At 72.5% G+C, this 15,891-nt stretch carries 14 protein-coding genes and 1 pseudogene; 6 read left to right on the top strand and 9 right to left on the bottom strand.

The genetic code is table 11. The annotated features are described in order from the left end of the window. Positions 1-89: 89 nt before the first annotated feature. Entirely contained in the window at positions 90-587 is a 498-nt protein-coding gene (locus ACIP5W_RS13120; protein WP_401471176.1) for an HD domain-containing protein, read from the bottom strand. 34 nt (positions 588-621) lie between these two features. After that, positions 622-1,806 (bottom strand): PP2C family protein-serine/threonine phosphatase, encoded by a 1,185-nt coding sequence (locus tag ACIP5W_RS13115; protein ID WP_398094019.1) that lies wholly within the window; start codon positions 1,804-1,806, stop codon positions 622-624. Positions 1,807-2,088: 282 nt separating this feature from the next. Here ACIP5W_RS13115 and ACIP5W_RS13110 point away from each other — a divergent pair. Next, positions 2,089-2,388: pseudogene (locus ACIP5W_RS13110) on the top strand (sterol carrier protein domain-containing protein); the annotation flags it as partial. An 83-nt stretch (positions 2,389-2,471) separates the two neighbouring features. Here the strand turns inward: ACIP5W_RS13110 and ACIP5W_RS13105 are convergent. Both ACIP5W_RS13105 and ACIP5W_RS13100 read right to left on the bottom strand, forming a co-directional pair. Further along, positions 2,472-3,290, bottom strand: coding sequence for an Fpg/Nei family DNA glycosylase (locus ACIP5W_RS13105; RefSeq protein ID WP_401471173.1), 819 nt, complete (start codon positions 3,288-3,290; stop codon positions 2,472-2,474). Between the two features lie 345 nt (positions 3,291-3,635). Further along, positions 3,636-4,121, bottom strand: a complete 486-nt coding sequence (locus ACIP5W_RS13100; RefSeq protein WP_401471170.1) for a ribose-5-phosphate isomerase — start codon at positions 4,119-4,121, stop codon at positions 3,636-3,638. A gap of 226 nt (positions 4,122-4,347) precedes the next feature. Between ACIP5W_RS13100 and ACIP5W_RS13095 the strand changes: the two genes are divergently transcribed. Next, entirely contained in the window at positions 4,348-5,802 is a 1,455-nt protein-coding gene (locus tag ACIP5W_RS13095; protein WP_401471167.1) for an amino acid permease, read from the top strand. A gap of 364 nt (positions 5,803-6,166) precedes the next feature. On the opposite strand, the gene ACIP5W_RS13090 is transcribed toward ACIP5W_RS13095, so the two are convergent. Next, the gene (locus tag ACIP5W_RS13090; RefSeq protein WP_401471164.1) at positions 6,167-6,745 is read right to left on the bottom strand and encodes a biotin transporter BioY; all 579 of its coding nucleotides are present in this window, start codon (positions 6,743-6,745) and stop codon (positions 6,167-6,169) included. A gap of 684 nt (positions 6,746-7,429) precedes the next feature. Here ACIP5W_RS13090 and ACIP5W_RS13085 point away from each other — a divergent pair. Continuing rightward, positions 7,430-8,071 (top strand): superoxide dismutase, encoded by a 642-nt coding sequence (locus ACIP5W_RS13085; protein ID WP_401471161.1) that lies wholly within the window; start codon positions 7,430-7,432, stop codon positions 8,069-8,071. A 121-nt stretch (positions 8,072-8,192) separates the two neighbouring features. On the opposite strand, the gene ACIP5W_RS13080 is transcribed toward ACIP5W_RS13085, so the two are convergent. Then, entirely contained in the window at positions 8,193-8,837 is a 645-nt protein-coding gene (locus ACIP5W_RS13080; RefSeq protein ID WP_401471158.1) for a DsbA family protein, read from the bottom strand. A 140-nt stretch (positions 8,838-8,977) separates the two neighbouring features. On the opposite strand from ACIP5W_RS13080, the gene pepN reads away from it, so the two are divergent. Both pepN and ACIP5W_RS13070 read left to right on the top strand, forming a co-directional pair. Beyond that, entirely contained in the window at positions 8,978-11,596 is a 2,619-nt protein-coding gene (gene pepN, locus ACIP5W_RS13075; RefSeq protein WP_401471155.1) for an aminopeptidase N, read from the top strand. A gap of 380 nt (positions 11,597-11,976) precedes the next feature. Further along, the gene (locus ACIP5W_RS13070) at positions 11,977-13,026 is read left to right on the top strand and encodes a hypothetical protein (RefSeq protein ID WP_401471152.1); all 1,050 of its coding nucleotides are present in this window, start codon (positions 11,977-11,979) and stop codon (positions 13,024-13,026) included. 66 nt (positions 13,027-13,092) lie between these two features. On the opposite strand, the gene ACIP5W_RS13065 is transcribed toward ACIP5W_RS13070, so the two are convergent. From ACIP5W_RS13065 to ACIP5W_RS13055, 3 genes are read right to left on the bottom strand one after another with little or no spacing between them, the layout of a single operon-like run. Continuing rightward, entirely contained in the window at positions 13,093-13,545 is a 453-nt protein-coding gene (locus ACIP5W_RS13065; protein WP_401471149.1) for an NUDIX hydrolase, read from the bottom strand. Positions 13,546-13,554: 9 nt separating this feature from the next. Continuing rightward, the gene (locus tag ACIP5W_RS13060) at positions 13,555-14,442 is read right to left on the bottom strand and encodes a pyridoxamine 5'-phosphate oxidase family protein (protein ID WP_401471146.1); all 888 of its coding nucleotides are present in this window, start codon (positions 14,440-14,442) and stop codon (positions 13,555-13,557) included. A gap of 15 nt (positions 14,443-14,457) precedes the next feature. After that, complete coding sequence (locus ACIP5W_RS13055) at positions 14,458-14,904, bottom strand: VOC family protein (RefSeq protein ID WP_401471143.1); 447 nt, start codon at positions 14,902-14,904, stop codon at positions 14,458-14,460. Positions 14,905-15,033: 129 nt separating this feature from the next. Here ACIP5W_RS13055 and ACIP5W_RS13050 point away from each other — a divergent pair, with 129 nt between their 5' ends. Further along, positions 15,034-15,642 carry a CGNR zinc finger domain-containing protein gene (locus ACIP5W_RS13050; RefSeq protein WP_401471140.1) on the top strand — a complete coding sequence of 203 codons (609 nt, stop codon included), beginning with the start codon at positions 15,034-15,036 and terminating at the stop codon, positions 15,640-15,642. The last annotated feature ends 249 nt before the right edge of the window (positions 15,643-15,891 follow it).

The following is a 15,891-nucleotide window of genomic DNA, read 5'->3' as shown; positions in this document are numbered from 1 at the left end:
TCAGACGAAGGCCGCTTCCACGTACGGCAGTTACCGAACCGAGTGATCAAGTACGACGCACCGTTCGACGGCGCACGTTAAAGATCAAGCTAGGGTCCTCCTCCGGCCGGGTCGGGCCGGGTCGGGGAGTCCCGGGGAGGAGTCCGGGCGTTCCCGAGGCCGAGAAGTGCGCGCATGCGGGCGTACTTCTCGGTCAGGCGGGTGCGGGTCGGCTCGGCCAGGGCGGCCAGCCTGGCCGGGTCGGCGTTGTGCGCCAGGTCGGACTCCTTCACCAGCAGCGCGCCCGGGGTGGCGAGGATGCGCTCCGCGTACGCCTCCGGGGTCTCCCCCGCCCGCTTGGTGAGCGCCCCCACGATGTCCTTCGTGCGGTCGCTCAGGGCCGCCTCGCGCAGCCAGGCCGCGGAGAGGGCGTCGTCCTCGACGGCGTCGTGCAGCCAGGCCGCCGCGATCTGGTCGGGGTCGCCGCCCCGGGACCGTACGCCCTCCGCGACGGCCTGGAGGTGCTCGGCGTAGGGGCGGCCCGCCTTGTCGGTCTGGCCCTCGTGGGCCGCGCGGGCGAGGGCTTCGACCTCGGGGACGGTGAGCATGAAGGCCCTTCTACCGGATGTCGGCCGCCCGGGTCTACAGCAGCGAGGCGGCCTGGGCCGTCGGGCCCTCGCGGCAGACCAGGAGCAGGGCGCGGTCGTCGTTGACGTCCTTGGCGACGGCCTCGATCAGGTGCCAGGCCGCCCCCTGGAAGCCGCCGGCGACATAGCGGTCGGCCTCGCCGGTGAGGCGGTCGATGCCCTCGACGATGTCGCGGTCGGAGGTCTCCACCAGGCCGTCGGTGAACAGCATCAGCACGTCGCCGGGGCGCAGCGAGCCCTTCACCGGGTCGAACTGGGCGCCCTCGTACACGCCGAGCAGCGGGCCCTCCGCGGCCTTCTCCTCCCAGCGGCCGCTGCCGGCGCTGAGCTGGAGGCCCGGCGGATGGCCCGCGGAGTACAGCTCGTAGTCGCCGGAGTCGAGGTCGAGGACGAGGTGGATGGAGGTGGCGAAGCCCTCGTCCCAGTCCTGGCGGAGGAGGTAGCCGTTGGCGGCCGGGAGGAAGGCGTGCGGGGGCAGGGAGCCGAGCAGGCCGCCGAAGGCGCCGGACAGCAGCAGGGCCCGCGAGCCCGCGTCCATGCCCTTGCCGGAGACGTCCGTGAGGACGACCTCCATGGTGCGGCCGCCGTTGGTGCGGGCCGCGACGACGAAGTCACCGGAGAACGACTGGCCGCCCGCCGGCCGCAGCGCCATCTCGCGGTGCCAGCCCCGCGGCAGCGTCGGCAGCTTGCTCTGCACCCGGATGCGTTCACGCAGGTCGAAGAGCATGGTGCCGCCGCGCCGCCAGGGCACGCCGACCCGGCTGCGGAACTGGGCGATGAGCAGGCCGACGAAACCGCAGGCGGCGACGACCAGCACGACGCCCGGTGTGACCCGGGAGGGGCCCTCGGTGTACGGGCCGAGTCGCACCGATTCCACGATGAGCGCCGTGGCCGCCGCCGCGTACAGGCCGAGCAGGCTCGCCGGGCGCAGCACGAGGCCGCCGGCGACGATCGGCAGGACCAGGGCGGCCGGTGAGCACCAGACCGGATCGGCGAGCGTGGTGGCCGCGATCACCGGGACGGTGAGCAGCAGACCGGCCAGCGCGATCCAGTCCGAGCCGTCGCCGCGGAAGTAGTCCACGGCGCTTCTGCGCAGGCCGGTGCGGACCCGGTGCACCAGGTGCTTCAACCGGGCCGTCAACGTCTCGGCTTCCGCGCGCCGCTGTCGTCCTGCTGCCATTAGTTCGGGACCCTATCCATCCAACCCGCCGCTTGGCACGGGAGGTCCCACTTGTCCCCCGTCCGAGGCTCGACTTCACAGTGAACGCCACGGAAAGCGCTCGCGTCGCCAGGAGGGAGAAATCCCCTGGCTCGTCCCGCATTGCACCGGTAGGCATGGATCCATGACGACTGAGGCGACGGGCCGTGCGGGCCTCCCGGCGACCGACCTGCGGTCCTTGCGGCGGGACGACCGGGACAATGGGACAAGTGGTACGACACCCTGTTGCGCGCCTTCGGCGGGGTCGGCGAATCGGCCGAGGAACGCGAGCTGTGGCGCGACCTGACGCCGTACGAACGGTCCTTCGGCGTCCGGGACGGGGACGAACCGGTGGGCACGGCCCGGGCGTTCGACTTCCGGCTGACGGATCCGGCGGATCTCTCCTTGTCGGTACGGGAGTTGGGGGCGGCGTATCTCGGTGGTGTCTCCCTCGGCTCGCTGGCGCGGGCCGGGCTGGTGCGGGAGACGCGGGCGGGGGCGCCGGCGGAGGCCTCGGTGGGGTTCGGGACGGCCGGTGGAGCGCCCTGGCTGCCGCACGGGTTTGACGGAACCGGGGACGACACGGGGGATGCGGTCGGGGCTTGCGGGGGGGGGCTCGGGCCCGGTGAGGGTTGCGGGGTGCCCGGTCAGGGCTTCTGGCAGGTGGGGCACCAGAAGAGGTTGCGGCCCGCGAGGGGTGCGGTGCGGACGGTGTCGCCGCAGAGGTGACACGGCTGGTGGGTGCGGCGGTAGACGTACACCTCGCCGCCGTGGTCGTCGACGCGGGGCGGGCGGCCCATCGCCTCCGGGGTGTGCTCCGGGCGGACCGTGTCGATGCGGTTGTTGCGCACGCCCTCGCGCATCAGGGCGACCAGGTCCGACCACATCGCCGTCCACTCGGCAGGGGTGATGTCCTTGCCGGCACGGTAGGGGTCGATGCCGTGGCGGAAGAGGACCTCGGCGCGGTAGACGTTGCCGACGCCCGCGACGACCTTCTGGTCCATGAGGAGGGCGGCGATCGTCGTACGGCTGCGGGAGACACGGCGGTACGCCCGCTCCGGGTCGGCGTCCGCGCGCAGGGGGTCGGGGCCCAGGCGGTCGTGCACCGCCCGCTTCTCCGCGTCCGTGATCAGGGCGCAGGTCGTCGGACCGCGCAGGTCCACGTAGCCGGTGGGGCCGGCGAGGCGGAGACGGACGGTGTCCGTGGGCGGGGGTGCGGGGGTGTCGGGGTCCGTGTCGCCGAAGGCGACCTTGCCGAAGAGGCCCAGGTGGATGTGGACCCAGCGGTCCCCGGCGAAGCCCAGGAAGAGGTGTTTGCCGTGGGCCTCGGTGCGGGTGAGTTCCGTGCCGGTGAGCAGGGCTGCGGCGTCGGAGAACTTGCCCTGGGGGCTGGTCACCCGCGGCGCGCTCCCGGCGAAACGGGCGTAGTCCTGGGCCAGGCGGTGGATGGTGTGCCCTTCCGGCACGGTGGCGTCCTCTCGGTCGTTCCGTCGTCGCCCTCCCGCCCGACCCGGTCCGCCGGGAGGTCCGGCCCGGCCCGGGGCTCCGTCCCGGGGTCCGTCCGGCGGGTCACGTCGGAGGAGACCGGCGCCTCGCGGCCGGGGTGAGCGGGGTCCGGTGCGTCCGGCCGCAAGGCGGAGGAGGGCGCCGACGCGATGGGGGCCCCGCGCGAGCCCGGCCGAGCGTGGAGGAGTGGGCAGAGGAGCGGGCAACCGACGGCAACGCTGCGGGCTCGATACACCTGGACCCCGCAGGGGGCACGGCCCGGGCCCCGGCAACGGATCATCCCGCCGGAGCCGGCCGTCGTGTGCTCAGGCCTGCGGGTGGTGGGGCGGGATCGGGGGGAGTTCCGAGGTCGTCTCGTAGGCCGACAGCATGTCGATGCGGCGGATGTGGCGTTCGTCGCCCGAGAAGGGGGTGGCCAGGAAGGTCTCGACGAACTTCGTCGCCTCGTCCTGGGTGTGCATGCGGGCGCCCACCGCGACGACGTTGGCGTTGTTGTGCTGGCGGCCGAGGGAGGCCGTCTCCTCGCTCCACGCGAGGGCGGCTCGGACGCCCTTGACCTTGTTCGCGGCGATCTGCTCGCCGTTGCCGGAGCCGCCGATGACGATGCCGAGGGCGTCGGGGTCGGCGGCGGTCCGCTCGGCCGCGCGCAGGCAGAAGGGCGGGTAGTCGTCCTGGGCGTCGTAGATGTGCGGGCCGCAGTCGACCGGGTCGTGACCCGCCTCCTTCAGCCATTCGACGAGGTGGTTCTTGAGTTCGAAGCCGGCATGGTCCGAGCCGAGATACACGCGCATGGCACGAGTGTGACACGGGCGTCGCCGGGTGGCAGCGCCGGGTGTCATGCCGGAAAAGTGTGAGCAACGCAATGGAAGCTCAGGGAAACCTCAAGTAACAATCCGGAATCAAAGGTTCCCGAATTCATTCACCTCGGATTCACTGGACCGGCTCGTACGCCCTTGTACGGCCCGTACACCGCTCGTACGGGAGTTCCCCTCACGCGGCGCAAAGGAAATCCGTCCCATGACTTCGCAGCCGACCCTGACGAAGACCGGAAACGGCCCAGGAGATCCCGGAGAGCCCCGCTCCGGTCTCCAGGCGGGCCTCAAGAACCGTCACCTCTCGATGATCGCCATCGGCGGTGTCATCGGGGCCGGACTGTTCGTCGGATCGAGCTCCGGCATCGCCACCGCCGGGCCCGGCATCCTGCTCTCCTACGCGCTCGTCGGCACGCTCGTGGTGCTGGTGATGCGGATGCTGGGTGAGATGTCCGCGGCCAACCCGACCTCGGGTTCCTTCTCCGCGCACGCCGACCGCGCGCTCGGCCCCTGGGCCGGTTTCTCCATCGGCTGGCTGTACTGGTTCTTCTGGGTCGTCGTGCTGGCCGTCGAGGCCACCGCCGGTGCGGCGATCCTCGAGTCGTGGATCCCCGCCGTCCCGCAGTGGGGGTGGGCACTCATCGTGATGGTGGTGCTGACCGCCACCAACCTCGTCTCCGTCGGCTCCTACGGCGAGTTCGAGTTCTGGTTCGCCGGTATCAAGGTCGTCGCCATCGGCGCCTTCATCGTCGTCGGCGGGCTCGCCGTGTTCGGCGTGCTGCCCGGCGTCGACAGCGACAAGGCGGGCGTCGGCAACCTCGTCGACCACGGCGGCTTCCTGCCCAACGGGCCCGGCGCCATCCTCACCGGCGTCCTGCTCGTCGTCTTCTCCTTCATGGGCAGCGAGATCGCGACGCTGGCCGCCGGCGAGTCGGAGAACCCGCAGCGGGCGGTCACGAAGTCCACCAACAGCATCATCTGGCGCATCGCCGTCTTCTACCTCGGGTCGATCTTCGTCGTGGTCACCCTGCTGCCGTGGAACGACCCCTCCATCAAGGAGCAGGGCTCCTACGTCGCCGCCCTCGACTCGCTCGGCATCGCGCACGCCGGCCAGATCATGAACTTCATCGTGCTGACCTCGGTGCTGTCCTGCCTGAACTCCGGCCTCTACACGGCCTCCCGCATGGCCTTCTCGCTCGGTGAGCGCGGGGACGCGCCGAAGGCGTTCGCGCGGACCACCTCGCGCGGTGTGCCGATGGCCGCGATCATCGCCTCCGTGGTGTTCGGGTTCGTCGCCGTCTTCTTCAACTACAAGTTCCCGGACTCCGTCTTCCTCTTCCTCGTCAACTCCAGCGGCGCGGTCGCCCTGTTCGTGTGGCTGGTGATCTGCTTCTCGCAGCTGCGGATGCGGAAGATCATCCAGGCCGAGGCGCCGGAGAAGCTGGTCGTGCGGATGTGGCTGTACCCCTACCTGACCTGGGCCGCGGCCGCGCTCATCGTGTTCGTCCTCGGCTACATGCTGACCGACACCGAGCACGACGGCCGGGAGACCGTGCTGCTGTCGCTGCTCGTCGCCGCGATCGTCATCGCCATCGCCTTCCTCAAGCAGCGGCTGAAGGCGCGGAACGAGGCACAGACCGAGGCGCGGGCCGAGGTGTAGTCCCGGCCGGCCGCCCTTCGGGGCGCGGGCCGCGGTCCGCATCGGTGGAGGGGCCCGTACCCGCGGGCCCCTTCTCGGTTTTCCGGCCCCCACCGCCGCCGGCCCCCGGCCTTCGGTCCCGGTCGGCGCGACCCCGCTCACGGCGGGTGCCGCCGGGCCGTGGTGGTCCCGGCGACGGCCGGAGCCCCGGGCGGGGGGGGCGGCCGTACCGCCCGGACGCGGAAGAGGCCCGCCCGGTCACCTCGCGGTGCGACCGGGCGGGCCTCTTCCTGCGGATTCCCCGCGCTGGACCGCTCTGCGTCCAGGGTCTTTCGTTCGGGCCGGGCCGGACCCCGCGAGCCCGGCCCGACCCGAACGAGAGGCTTTAGCGCTTGAGGAGCTTCCAGGCGGTGGGCAGCAGCCCCATCGCCAGAACGGCCTTGAGGGCGTCGCCGATCAGGAAGGGGGTGAGGCCGGCCGCGATCGCGGCGGAGGCGGAGATGTCGGCGGCGTAGGCGAGGTAGGGCACGCCGACGGCGTAGACGACGGCCTCGCCCACCAGCATCGCGCCCGCCATGCGCAGGACCGAACGGTCGGCGCCGCGGCGGGCCAGGGCGCCGACCACCGTCGAGGCGAGGATCATGCCGAGGACGTATCCGAAGGAGACCGCGGCGGCGCCGGACCCGCCCTCCGCGAACCACGGGACGCCCGCGACGCCGACCAGGGCGTAGAGGGCGAGGGAGAGGAAGCCGCGCCGGGCGCCGAGGGTGGTGCCGACCAGCAGGGCGGCGAACGTCTGGCCGGTCACCGGCACCGGGGAGCCGGGCACGGGAACCGCGATCTGGGCCGCGAGGCCGGTGAGCGCGGCGCCGCCGAGCACGAGCGCGACGTCCCGGACGCGGGAGGCCGGGATGAGGTCGGCGAGGACCCGTCCGGGGCTGACGGGGGTGGCGGCGGTGCTCATGGGATCTCCGCGGAGAGAGGTGCGGTCGGGGACACCGTGACGCTATCCCAGCGGACTCGGCCCGATCACCGTCAGCCGTCGACAAACGGACGAGCGGCGTCTTGGTGGGCTCCGGACAAAGGTGGCCGGTTACACGCGGTACGGCGTGACCCTGGTCACTGAGGTGTCGTGGCGACGGCAACGCGGGGCGGGCGGCGGGCGTCTGTAGGGTTTCGCCAAACGCGACCGTCGAACGGGCGGCGGCCATCGTCACCCTCGTCCCCTGGGACGCGGAGGCGGTCGTGCGGCAGGGCCCCTGTGTCACCGCCCTCGACCGGCTGGGCGTCCCGGGCGCCGGCCGGCTCATGAACGCCGTCGTGCCGACGGCCCTGCTGAGCGCGGTGTTCCGGTTCACCCCCGGCTCACGCGCCACCACGGTCACGCTCTCCACGACATCCGGCCGCGCAAGGACGCGCAAGGAAACGCTCCCGCGACCCCGCAAGATCAGCACGCTCAACGCCCACGGTCCTCGCAACTCCCACAGATCGCGGGTGTTGCGAGGACCGTCAGAACCCAAGCGGGCGGAAGGCGACCGGTGGGGGCCTTTCCGATGCCCGCGGCCGCCTTCCCGCCCCCACGGCCGCCTTCTTGTTGCTAGCCTGCACTTGCAACCTCTTTGCAATAAGGTTCGGAGGGGAACCCGCCATGCCCGTCTACACGTTGCCCGACCTGCCGTACGACTACTCCGCGCTCGCCCCCGTGATCAGCCCCGAGATCGTCGAGCTGCACCACGACAAGCACCACGCGGCCTACGTGAAGGGCGCCAACGACACGCTGGAACAGCTCGCGGAGGCGCGCGACAAGGAGCTGTGGGGCTCGGTCAACGGGCTGGAGAAGAACCTGGCGTTCCACCTCTCCGGGCACATCCTGCACTCGGTCTACTGGCAGAACATGACCGGCGAGGGCGGCGGCGAGCCCCTCGCGGTGGACGGAGCGGGCGAGCTGGCGGACGCGATCGCCGAGTCCTTCGGCTCCTTCGCCGGCTTCAAGGCCCAGTTGTCCAAGGCAGCCGCGACCACCCAGGGCTCCGGCTGGGGCGTCCTCGCCTTCGAGCCGCTCAGCGGCCGTCTGGTCGTCGAGCAGGTCTACGACCACCAGGGCAACGTCGGCCAGGGCTCCGTGCCCCTCCTCGTCTTCGACGCCTGGGAGCACGCCTTCTACCTCCAGTACCGCAACCAGAAGGCCGACTTCGTCGAGGCGATGTGGCAGGTCGTCGACTGGCAGGACGTCCAGCGCCGGTACCTGGCCGCGAAGTCACGCGCCGACGTGCTGCTGCTCGCGCCGTAGGCGCCGCACACCCGTCCCGCCTCGTGATCGTCTTCTCACCCGTCACGGCGGCGGGCGGAAAAAGGGGAAGACCCCCGCGAGAACGTGACTCGCGGGGGTCTTCCCTCGGAACGGCCGGGCTCTACAGGTTGCTGAAGTCGGGTCCCTTGGTACGGGTCCGCTTGATCTCGTAGAAGCCGGGCACGGAGGCGACCGCCAGGGTGCCGTCCCACAGCCGCGCGGCCTCCTCGCCCTTCGGGGCCGGGGTGACGACGGGGCCGAAGAAGGCGATCTGCTCGCCGTCGGCTCCGGGCACGGCGATGACGGGGGTGCCGACGTCCTGGCCGACCTTGTCGATGCCCTCCTTGTGGGAGGCGCGCAGCTCGGCGTCGAACTCGAAGTTCTCCTGCTCTGCGTACTCGATGAGGTCGGCGGGCAGTCCGGCGTCCTCGAGAGCGCCGGCGATGGCCTCCAGGGTCGGGCCCTCGCCGTTGTTGTGGAAGCGGGTGCCGAGCGCGGTGTAGAGCGGGCCGAGCACCTCGGCGCCGTGCTTCTGCCAGGCGGCGGTCACCACCCGGACGGGCTTCCAGGCCTTGGTGGCGAGCATGTCCCGGTACTCCTCGGGCAGCTCGTCGAGCTTGTCCTCGTTGAGCACGGCCAGGCTCATCACGTGCCAGCGGACCTCTATGTCACGGACCTTCTCCACTTCCAGCACCCAGCGGGAGGTCATCCAGGCCCAGGGGCACAGCGGGTCGAACCAGAAGTCGACGGGGGTCTTCTGCGACATGTCTCTCCTCAGGAGGAAGCCTTTTCCCGGTGAACGCCACGGCACGTGCCGGTCATTCCCCGCTGACGGCCGTCAGGGGCACATGGCAGGATCGGTGCTGTCCACAGCCATCGCGCAGACGCATCGAGGGAGTACCGCCCGTGCCCGGTGAGAACCTGTCCCGTGACGAGGCCCGGGAGCGGGCCGCCCTGCTGTCCGTCGACGGGTACGACGTGTCCCTCGACGTGCGGTCGGCGATCGGCGACGCGACCGGCGACGGGGGCGGCCGGACGACCGGTGCCGGAAGCGGTGAACCGCGTACCTTCCGCTCGGTCACCACCATCCGCTTCCGGTGCAACGAGCCCGGCGCGTCCAGCTTCGCCGACCTGATCGCGCCGAGCGTGACGGCCGTCTCCCTCAACGGCCGCGACCTCGACCCCGGCGAGGTCTTCGACGGCGCCCGGATCCGGCTGGACGACCTCGCCGCCGAGAACGAACTGGTCGTCGACGCCCGGTGCGCCTACTCGCGCACCGGCGAGGGCCTGCACCGCTTCGTCGACCCCGAGGACGGCGAGGTCTACCTCTACACGCAGTACGAGCCGGCCGACGCGCGCCGCGTCTTCGCCAACTTCGAGCAGCCCGACCTCAAGGCGCCGTTCCGCTTCGAGGTGCGGGCGCCGAAGGAGTGGGTGGTGTGGGGCAACGGCGTCGGCGAGCGCGCCGACGACGTGTGGCGGTTCGCGGAGACCAGGCCGATCTCGACGTACATCACATGCGTGGTGGCGGGCCCGTACCACTACGTGACGGACTCCTACACGCGCCAGCTGGGCGACGGCACGACGCTGGAGATCCCGCTCGGCGCCCTGTGCCGCAAGGGGCTCGCGCCCTACTTCGACGCCGACGACGTGTTCCTCGTCACCAAGCAGGGCCTGGACTTCTTCCACGACCACTTCGACTACCCGTACCCCTTCGGGAAGTACGACCAGGCGTTCGTGCCCGAGTACAACCTGGGCGCGATGGAGAACCCGGGACTGGTGACCTTCCGGGAGGAGTACATCTTCCGGGGCAAGGTGACGCAGGCGTCGTACGAGGCGCGGGCCAACGTCGTCCTGCACGAGATGGCGCACATGTGGTTCGGGGACCTGGTCACCATGGAGTGGTGGGACGACCTGTGGCTGAAGGAGTCGTTCGCGGACTTCATGGGCTCCTTCTCGCTGGTCGGCGCGACCCGCTTCACCGACGGCTGGATCACCTTCGCCAACCGCCGCAAGGCGTGGGCGTACCGGGCCGACCAGCTGCCCTCCACCCACCCGGTCACCGCGGACATCCGCGACCTCCAGGACGCCAAGCTCAACTTCGACGGCATCACCTACGCCAAGGGCGCCTCGGTGCTCAAGCAACTGGTGGCGTACGTCGGGCAGGACGCGTTCCTGGAGGGCGCCCGCCGCTACTTCAAGCGGCACGCCTACGGCAACACCCGCCTCGGCGACCTGCTGTCGGTGCTCGGCGAGACCAGCGGCCGGGACATGGCCGGGTGGGCGCGGTCCTGGCTGCAGACGGCCGGGGTGAACTCGCTGACCCCGCAGGTGCTGCTGGACGCCGAGGGCCGGGTCGACGAGCTGGCGGTGCTCCAGGAGGCGGCGGAGTCACACCCGGAGCTGCGGCCGCACCGGGTGGCGATCGGCCTGTACCGGCGGGTCGAGGGACGTCTCGTGCGCTACGCGCGCGCGGAGACCGACGTCGAGGGGCCGCGGACGGTCGTGCCGGAGCTGGCGGGCGCACAGGCGCCGGAGCTGGTCCTGGTCAACGACGAGGACCTGACGTACTGCAAGATCCGGTTCGACGAGACCTCGCTGGCGGCGCTGCGGGAGTCCCTGGGCGACCTGACCGACCCGCTGGCCCGCGCGCTGTGCTGGTCGGCGCTGTGGAACATGACACGGGACGCGCTGCTGCCCGCGCGGGACTTCGTGGACCTGGTGCTGCGGTTCGCCGGGCGCGAGACCGACATCGGCGTGCTCCAGATGCTGCACGCCTGGGCGGACTCGGCGCTGACGCACTACGCGGCGCCCGACTGGCGGCCGGCCGGCGAGCGGCTGCTCGCCGAGGGCGCGCTGGCGGAGCTGCGGTCGGCGGAGCCGGGCAGCGAGCACCAGCTGGCGTGGGCGCGGTTCCTGGCGTCGGTGGCGTCCGGGCCGGCCGACCTCGACCTGCTCCAGCAGCTGTTGGAGGGGTCGGCGGAGGTCGACGGTCTCGAGGTCGACCAGGAGCTGCGCTGGGCCTTCCTGGCGCCGCTGGCCGCGCACGGCCGTGCCGACGAGGGCGTGCTGGCGGCGGAGCTGGCCCGCGACGACACCGCGTCGGGCAAGCGGCACCAGGTGCGCTGCCTGGCCGCCCGGCCGTCGGCGGAGGTCAAGGCGCAGGCCTGGGTGCAGCTCGTCGAGTCGGACGCGCTGTCCAACGCGCTGGTCGAGGCGACCATCGCGGGCTTCCAGCAGCCCTCGCAGCGCGAACTGCTCGCCCCGTACGCGGAGAAGTACTTCGCGGTGATCGGGCGGATCTGGGAGCAGCGGTCCATCCAGATCGCGATGCACGTGGTCAAGGGCCTGTTCCCGGCCCTGCTGGACTCCCCGCAGACGCTGGCGGCGACGGACGCGTGGCTCGCGGCGCACGAGTCGGCGCCGCCCGCCCTGCGCCGGCTGGTGCTGGAGGCGCGCGACGACCTGGCGCGGGGGCTGCGCGGGCAGACGTGCGACGCGGCGGGTGGATCCGGCACCTTCTGACAGCGCCGGTCCGACCGGCGGCGGCCGACCCACCTGCGGCGCCCGACCCGTCGGCGGCGTCCGACCGACAGCCGCTGCCCCGGCCGGCAACAGCCGCCCCGGTCCGCAGCGGCCGATCCGGCCGGGAACCGCTGCCCGGTCGGCAGTGCCCGGCCGGGCCCGGCAGCCGCCCGACCTTTGGCCTGAACTCCGGCGGACGGTGACCGTTACGGAATTCAGTCAATCCGAACCGTAACCCCCGGCCCCCACCGGAGGGACCAGGGATTTCCGGCCCCTACTCGGCATCCGAACACCCGTCCTTTAGGGCGAGCTTGTCCAGGTTTGCCGACGGCCTTGTAACAGCGGTTACAGGAGGGGCCGGGAACGGGAATCTCGGGGTCATGAACCACAACACCCCCCTCCCCCCGGCCGCCGCCCGTCCCGCGCGTCACCTCCCGGACGCGCAACGGCGCGTACTGACCACGGCCCAGCTCCGCTCGCTCGGCGTGTCACCGGGTGAGATGAACGAGCAGTGCCGGTCCGGCGGACCCTGGCAGCAGTTCCTGCCGGGCGTCTACCTGCTCCACCAGGGGCCGCCGACCAGCGAGGAGCGGCTGCACGCGGTGCTGCTGTACGCGGCCCGTGAGGTGACGGCACCCGGGGTGCCGGCTCAGCCGGAGCCGGGGCAGCCGCACCGGCCCGTGTACCGCGAGGCGATGATCACGGGGCTGGCCGCGCTCACCCTGCACGGCTTCGCCTCCGCGCCCGCGCTGCTCTCCCTGGACCGCATCGACGTCCTGGTGCCCCGGCTGCGCCGGCTGCGGTCGACGGGCTGCGCGCACGTCCTGCGCGCCGCCGCCCTGCCGGTGCCGGAGGAGGCCACCGGGGTGCCGGTGGCGCCGGTGCCGCGCGCCCTGGCGGACGCGGTGTCGCAGCTGACGGACGCGGGGGCGGTACGGCGGCTGCTCTCGGAGGCGGTGCGCGCCGGTCACTGCGAACCGGCGGCGATCATCGGGGAGTTGAACCAGGCCAAGCTGCTGAGCCGCCCGCACGTGGTGGACGCGGTGGACTCGCTGCTGGCCGAGGGACGGGCGATCGCCGAGGACCGCCTCTACACGATGGTGCGGGACTTCGGCCTGCCGGACCCGGTGTGGAACGTGGACCTGCGGCTGCCGGGCGGCCCGCACCTGGGGGGCCTGGACGCGTACTGGCCGGAGCAGGCGGTGGCGGTGGAGCTGGACACCCGGGCACCGCGCCAGGACGAGGACGCGCTGTGGTCGGAGTACGTCCGCAAGCGGGAGCACCTGGAGCGGCTGGGCATCACGGTCGTGCACATCACGCCGAGGAAGCTCCGGGACGGGATGGAGCAGCAGGCGGCGGTGGTGCGGACGGCCCTGATGGCGTCGGGGGACCGTGACCCGGCGGCGTACGTCGTGGTGCTGCCCCGGTAGCGACGGACCGGGGCGGTACCAGGAGGGGAGAGGAGGGGCCGCCGGGTACGACCCGGCGGCCCCTCCTCAGGTCGGCACCCGTCCGTTCGCGGGCCGCTCGCGCCACAGTCTCAGCGCCACGTCGACCAGCCGTATCCGGGTCAGCTCCGGGACGGCCGACAGGTCGTGCCAGGCGGCCAGGTCGGTCGAGCCGCCGATCTCGTTGCGGAGTTCGCCGCCGGTCACCCGGCCCTCGTAGACGATGCGCACCCCGTGGTGGTCGACGGGGCCGCGCAGGTTCCTGCGGGGGACGGTGTGGCGGGAGGAGTCCACGCCGAGCAGAGCGGTCACCTCGACGCGGTAGCCGGTCTCCTCCTCCAGCTCCCGCACCACCGTGTCGTGCGGGTCCTCGCCGTGCTCCGTGCCGCCGCCGGGCAGCACCCACTCCAGGGTGCCGTCGGGGGCGGGCGAGCGGGCCAGCAGCAGTTGTCCGTCCCGGATGCACACGGCGTAGGCCGCCACCCTCAACTTCTCTCGCACACCTGGACGTTAGCGGTCCCGGTCCGGGTTGGCAGGTGAGTATTCGGGCGCGGACCAGCGCAGGGGCAGCGCGGCGGGGGTGTCGAGGGTCCGCGTCACGGTGAACCGGACCGTTCGCTCGCCGTCGGTGCCGAACCCGGTGCGGGCCCGCCCGGTGAGCTGGAGGGTGCGGCCCGTCGTCCAGTCGAGGAACAGCAGTCCGGCGCGCGGGTCGGCCACGAGGTTGCCGAGGCTGAGGAACATGGAGTTGCCGGGGTAGTCGCGCCAGGCCAGTTCGCCCGGCGAGACGACCCGGACGAAGCCGGGGTTGCCGCCGCGGTGGCTGGCGTCGGCGCCGCCCTCGCGCACGCTGGCGAGGAAGAAGGTGTCGGCCGCGGCGACGAGCGCGGCCTGTTCCGGGGTCAGTCCGGTGCCGCGCCGGGGCGGACCGGGCAGACGGTCGGACACCGTCTCGTACGTGTCCCGCTTCTGGAGGTACTTGGGGCAGTTGGCGAAGACCTGGTCGGCCCCGACGGCGAAGCCGCCGGGCGTGGGCCGCAGCCGGCCGTTGAGGCGCATACGGCGACGGGTGCGCGGGTCGAGGGCGATCGTGCCGACGGGGGTGTCCGGGGTCGCGAGGGCCGTCGCGAGAGGGTCGGTCGGGGGTGGCCCTCCCGCGACGGAGATCCGCCGCGGCCCGGTGGCCCGGACGAAACCGGGGGTACCCGTGATCACCGAGGCCCATACCTCGCCGTTCACGGGGTCGGCGGCGCCCAGGACGAGCTGCGGCTGGAGTTCCAGGAACGCGGAGGCGGCGAGACGGATGCCCTCGCCGACGGACCGGCCGACGTGGTCGGCGAGTTCGCGCACCCCGAGCCGGTCCTGGAGGGTGCGCGAGCCGGCGTGGTAGAGATCCATGGCCTGCCCCTTGATCTAGAAGAAGCCGCAGGTCGGAGCGGTCGCGCCGCCGGGGGCCGGGGCCCCCTCCACTCCGTGGGACACCGAGATCTCCAGGCGGGTGCCGTCGGGGTCGTGGAAGAAGACGCCGCCGGAGGCCGCGCCCTCGTGGTGGGCGACGACGCCCTCGTGGGCGAAGTCGGCGCCGTGGGCCCGCAGGGCCGCCTCGTACTCCCGGACCCGCTCGACCGAGTCGGCCTCGAAGGCGAGGTGGTGCAGACCGGCGCGAGCTCCGTCGTACGCCCCCTGCGCCTGCTGCCAGAGCGTGAGGACGAGCCGGTCGCCGTCCCCGAGGAAGGCGTACCGCCGGCCCTCCTCCTTGCCCTCGCCGACGAGGGCGAAGCCCATGACCTCCCGGTAGAAGGCGAGGGAGCGGTCGAGATCAGTGACGTTCAGGCCGATGTGGCCGGTGCGCAGGGTCATGACGGGGGTCCCCTTCGACGGAGGCGGGTCAGCGGTTCTTCTAACCTCTGTTCATGACATTAAAGGTTAGACATAGGCGAGTCAACCGGTCACGTACCCTTTACTGGTTAGTTCGGAAGGAGCCCCTCGATGCCCACCACCCCCGACCCGCGCCCCCTCACCGGCGAACCCCTCGCGCTCGACCTGCTCAACACGCGCTGGATGCGGGACGGCTCCCCCCAGGACCTGCTGACCGGCACGGACGGGCTGGCGGTGTGGCTCGCCGCGAACGGGCTGGACGGGCGGTTCACCGCGGACGAGGCGACCCTGCGACACGCCCTGCGGGCGCGCGACGCGCTGAGGGCGGCCGTGGACGGGGAGGCCGGGAGCGCGGCGGCCGGGACGGCAGCGGACCGCGGGCCGGCCGACGTAGCGGACGCCGTGGACGCCGTGGACGCCGTGGACGCCGTGGACGCCGTGCTGGAGCACGGACGCATCCGGCCCACCCTCACCGCCGAAGGACCCGGCGAGCGGGCCGAGTTCGCGGACGGGACCTGGGGGCCGGCCTGGCTGGCCGCCCGCAACTACCTGGAACTGCTCGCCACCGCGCCCGACCGGATCCGCCGCTGCGCGCACGAGGCGTGCATCCTGCACTTCTTCGACACCTCACGCAACGGCACCCGCCGCTGGTGTTCGATGGCGGCCTGCGGCAACCGCGCGAAGGCGTCCCGCCACTACGCCCGCACGAAGGACGCCTGACCGGCACCCCGGCCGCGCCCGCGCCCTAGCCGCGCCCGCGCCCTGCCCGGCCGGCGCCTGCCCGACGTCGGGCCGACCTCCGGCCGGCATCCGCGCGCGTCCGGCCGGCGCCCTGCCGGCGCCCGCGCAAGGTCACGCCGGCGCCCGCAGCCCCACGTCGACGCGCCCGCCGCCCCCGGCCGTCACCCGGCCGTCGGCATCCGGACGGCCGAAAGCCCTTGCACAGGTGACTCGTAGAGGGTTTTCCCC

The sequence above is a fragment of the Streptomyces sp. NPDC088766 genome (assembly GCF_044750845.1).
In the GTDB taxonomy this organism is placed as follows: Bacteria; Actinomycetota; Actinomycetes; order Streptomycetales; family Streptomycetaceae; genus Streptomyces.
Note: the sequence above shows the minus strand (reverse complement) of the source record. Positions and strands in the feature narration are given on the sequence as shown.